The organism is Corallococcus llansteffanensis (genome assembly GCF_003612055.1).
Taxonomy (GTDB): domain Bacteria; phylum Myxococcota; class Myxococcia; order Myxococcales; family Myxococcaceae; genus Corallococcus; species Corallococcus llansteffanensis.
This window is the reverse complement of record NZ_RAWB01000770.1, coordinates 1-3,821: the sequence shown is the minus strand read 5'-3', so window position 1 is coordinate 3,821 and position 3,821 is coordinate 1. Positions and strand designations below refer to the sequence as shown.

Genomic DNA, 3,821 nt, shown 5'->3' with positions numbered 1-3,821 from the left:
GGACCTGGGCGGGTGGGAGCACTGGGTCCCCCCGCCCCCGGCCTCGGAGACCTGAGCCTCCCTCTGGGCCCGCCTCTTCAGCGCAGCGCTTCCAGGTCCTCCAGCAGCTCCAGCACCCGCGCGGCCCCGTCCGCGCCGTGGAGCCGGTCCGCCAGCCCCCGTCCCGCGAGCCTCGCCACGTGCGCCAGCCGCATCAGCCGCGCGCGACCCAGGTGGCCGTCCACCAGCGCCACCACCAGCCGCAGGGGCTGGCCGTCCGGGGTGTCCGCGTCCAGGGGCCGGGCCAACGTCACCAGCGCCGCGGCCGGGGACGCGCCGGGCACGAACGCGTGCGGCACCGCGACGCCGTTGCCCACCTGGGAGGGGGCCTCGCCCTCGCGCTGGCGCAGCCCCGCCGCCAGCGCCGCCGCGTCCAGGCCGGGCAGCGCCGACGCCAGCCGGCCGGCCGCCACGTCGAGCGCGTCCTCGTAGTCCCCGCAGCTCAGCTGCACCACCACGCGCTCGGCGCACAGCAGCGGGCCCAGGGCGGGCGCGGGTTCGTCGCCGCGCGGCTCGCGCAGGGGGAACTCCGCGTCCAGGAACGCCCGCACGCGCGCGAGCTGCGCGCCGGTGAGCTTGCGCCGCGCCATCTCCAGCAGCAGCGTCCCCGCCGCGGGCACGTCCTCCAGGTAGCCCGTGACGTAGGGGCTCACCCGGTTGCCCACGTCCATCAGCAGCGCCGGGGGCACGTCCAACTCCCGGGCGATGGCCGACAGCCGCGCCTGCGTGGGCGGCGCGTCCACACCGTGCTCCACGCGGCTCAGGTACGCGCTCGACACGCCGATGCGCCGCGCCAGGTCGCGCAGGGACAGGCCCGCGTCGACGCGCAGCAGGCGCAGCGTGGCTCCCAGGTGCATGGCGCTCAGGGCCTCGCCCCGACCACCTGCGCGGCGTCCGGCGTGGCGCCCTGCTCCTGGCCCTGGCCCCGGACCTGGCCTTGTCCAAGGGCCAGCGCCGGGGCGCCCTCCGGGTGGCGGACGAGCAGGAGCGACCCGGGCGCGTCCCGCACGATGCGCTCGCGCTGCACGCCGAACAGCTTGTCCTCCAGGCCCCACTCGGCGCCCACGCCCACCACCACCAGGTCGTAGCCCGCGCGCGCCTCCTCCAGCGCGGCCTCCTCCGGGGACGCGTGGCGCACCACCTTGAGCTTCACCGCGGCGCCCTCGTCCAGGGGGAACAGCTCCTCCACCTGCGCGCGCCCCGTGCCCGCGCCCTCCGGCGACGTCACGTGCAGCACCGTCACCTCCGCGCCGGCCTGCTTGAACAGCCGCCGCGCCAACCCCAGCGCCGCCCGGTCATGCCGGCTGCCCACGAAGGGCACCAGCACCCGCCGCACCTGCGACAGCCCCCGGTCCACCAGCACCGCCACCGTGCTGGACGCGTCCTGCATCACCTCGTGCACCGTGCCGCCCAGCACCGTCTGGCTGAACAGCGGCTTGTGCCAGCCCAGCAGCACCAGGTCCGCGCGCTTGGCCTGCGCCGTGCGGCAGATGTCCCGCGCCGGCTCCGACGACACGAACGACAGCGTGCGCACCGACAGCCCCAGCTTCTCCGCGCGCCCCAGCAGCGGCGTCAGCGCGCTGCCCGCCGTGCCCTCCGCGCCCGTCCCCTCCAGGGGCTCCTCCGGGCGCACGCGGATCGGACGCTCCGGCGACAGCAGGTGCAGCGCGTACAGGCTCGCCTCGTTGCGCTCGCCCGACAGCGCCCGCGACAGCACCGCCATGCCCGGCCCCGCCTGCCCGTGCGACACGCACAGGAGCACCGTGTACGCGGACGGCACCAGCGCCACGTCCGGCGCCTGCGCCATCTGGTCGCGCGCCTGCTCCTCCGGCGGATACATCCAGCGCAGCAGCGGCGAGGTGATGAACGTCGTCACCAGCGCCATGATGACCATCATCGTGAAGAGCGTGGGGGAGATGACGCCCAGGTCCAGGCCCAGGTTGAGCACGATGAGCTCCATCAGCCCGCGCGTGTTCATCAGGACGCCAATGGCCCCCGCCTCCCGCCACCGCAGGCCCGTCACGCGCGCCGCCACCGCGCTGCCGCCGAACTTGCCCAGGCACGCCAGCAGGATGATGGCCCCGCACGTCACCCACGCCTCCACGCTGTCCAGCAGCCCCAGCTGCGTGCGCAGCCCGCTGAAGGCGAAGAACACGGGCAAGAGCAGCACCACCGTCACGTCCTCCAGCTTTTCAATCAGCGCCGCGGCCAGCCCGCCCTCCTTGGGAATCACCGCGCCGAAGAGGAACGCGCCGAAGAGCGCGTGGATGCCAATGCGCTCCGTGGTCCACGCGGACGCAAGCAACAGCAGCAGCGTGCCCGCCACCACGTTCTGCGTCAGGCCCTCGCGGCTGGCCACGCGCGCGCCCAGCCGGGCGAGGAACGGCCGCACCAGCACCAGCATGAAGCCGATGTAGAGCACCGCGAACAGCGTGGTCATCCCCGCCTGGGCCAGGCTGGAGGCGCGCACCAGCGACACCACGAAGGCCAGCAGGCACCACGCCGTCACGTCGTCCACCGCCGCGCACGCGATGGCGATGGCGCCGATCTTCGACTGCATCAGCCCGCGCTCTGTGAGGATGCGCGCCAGCACCGGGAAGGCCGTGATGCTCATGGACACGCCCATGAACAGCACGAACGACGAGAACGGCACCGACGGGTCCGACAGCGACCGGTACAGCCACAGCGCGCCCGCCACCGCGCCCAGCCCGAAGGGGACGATGATGCTCGAGTGGCTGATGACCACCGACGTGTGCCCCCGCCCCTTCAGCAGCTTGGGGTCCAGTTCCAGGCCGATGAGGAACATGAAGAGCACCAGCCCCACCTCGGCCAGCATCTTCAGGAACGGCATGGAGTCCGCCGGGAACAGCCAGTGCATCGTGTCCGGCCACAGCCACCCCAGGAGCGACGGGCCCAGCGCGATGCCCGCCACCACCTCCGCGATGACCATGGGCTGCCCCAGCCACCGCGCCCCTCGGCCAATCAACCGCGACACGCCGATGATGACGATGAGCTGGACCAGGAGCTGTGCGAGCATGTGGGTGTTCATCTTGAGCGCCTCGCTGGAAAGCTGTTAAGGAGTCGCTTATCAGCCGGTCGCGCACAGCGTCAACGCGCGTGCGAGGTGCCCGCCCGTTCAAAATCCCCCGCAGGCTCCGCGAGCGCTCAGGTGCCTTCGGGCGCCTTGTTGGCCGCCACGGCCTTGAGCAGCGTCTCCACGTCCACCGGCTTGCGCAGGTAGCCGCAGGCGCCCATCTCGTCGGCGACCTGACGGGCGTTCGCGGAGGCGGAGAAGACGAGCACCGGGATGTCGCGCCATGCCTCCACCGCGCGCATCTGTCGACCGAAGGTCGCGCCGTCCATCACCGGCATCATCATGTCCAGCAGCACCAGCGACGGCGTCGTTTGCGTCCGCCGCAGCGCCTCCAGCGCCTGCAGGCCGTTGCCCGCCCCCATCACGGTGTAGCCCGCGTCGCGCAGGACCTCCTCCAGCGCCTCGCGCAGGTCCGTGTCGTCATCCACCACCAACAGCGGCCGGCTCACTCGCGCGTCTCCTTCTCCAGTGGCAATTCCAACGTGAACCGCGCGCCCTCTTCCGGGCCGGGTTCCGCCCAGGCCCGTCCGCCGTGCGCTTCCGCCGCGCGGCGCGTGAGGTACAGCCCCAGGCCCAGCCCGCCATACGAGTGAGAGCTCACGGCGCGCCCGAAGCGCTCGAAGATGCGCTCCACCTGGTCCACCGGCACCCCGATGCCCCGGTCGCGCACCTGGATGCGCGCGAAGCC

Annotated in this window: 4 protein-coding genes; all 4 read right to left on the bottom strand. The window is 73.2% G+C overall.

The features are described from left to right. Positions 1-77 precede the first annotated feature (77 nt). Positions 78-896, bottom strand: coding sequence for a helix-turn-helix domain-containing protein (locus tag D7V93_RS39865; RefSeq protein ID WP_120648259.1), 819 nt, complete (start codon positions 894-896; stop codon positions 78-80). Positions 897-901: 5 nt separating this feature from the next. Then, positions 902-3,088, bottom strand: a complete 2,187-nt coding sequence (locus D7V93_RS39860) for a cation:proton antiporter domain-containing protein (protein ID WP_120648258.1) — start codon at positions 3,086-3,088, stop codon at positions 902-904. Between the two features lie 116 nt (positions 3,089-3,204). Then, on the bottom strand, positions 3,205-3,582 hold the full coding sequence (locus tag D7V93_RS39855) for a response regulator (RefSeq protein ID WP_120648257.1): 378 nt from the start codon (positions 3,580-3,582) through the stop codon (positions 3,205-3,207). Further along, positions 3,579-3,821, bottom strand: a 243-nt coding sequence (locus D7V93_RS39850; RefSeq protein ID WP_147451590.1) for an ATP-binding protein, incomplete at its 5' end; no start/stop codon positions are given. The genes D7V93_RS39855 and D7V93_RS39850, both read right to left, overlap by 4 nt.

Bases quoted from the DNA above. Each gene is read 5' to 3' on its own strand.
- D7V93_RS39860 (WP_120648258.1), bottom strand. From the start codon at position 3,088: ATGAACACCCACATGCTCGCACAGCTCCTGGTCCAGCTCATCGTCATC.
- D7V93_RS39865 (WP_120648259.1), bottom strand. From the start codon at position 896: ATGCACCTGGGAGCCACGCTGCGCCTGCTGCGCGTCGACGCGGGCCTG.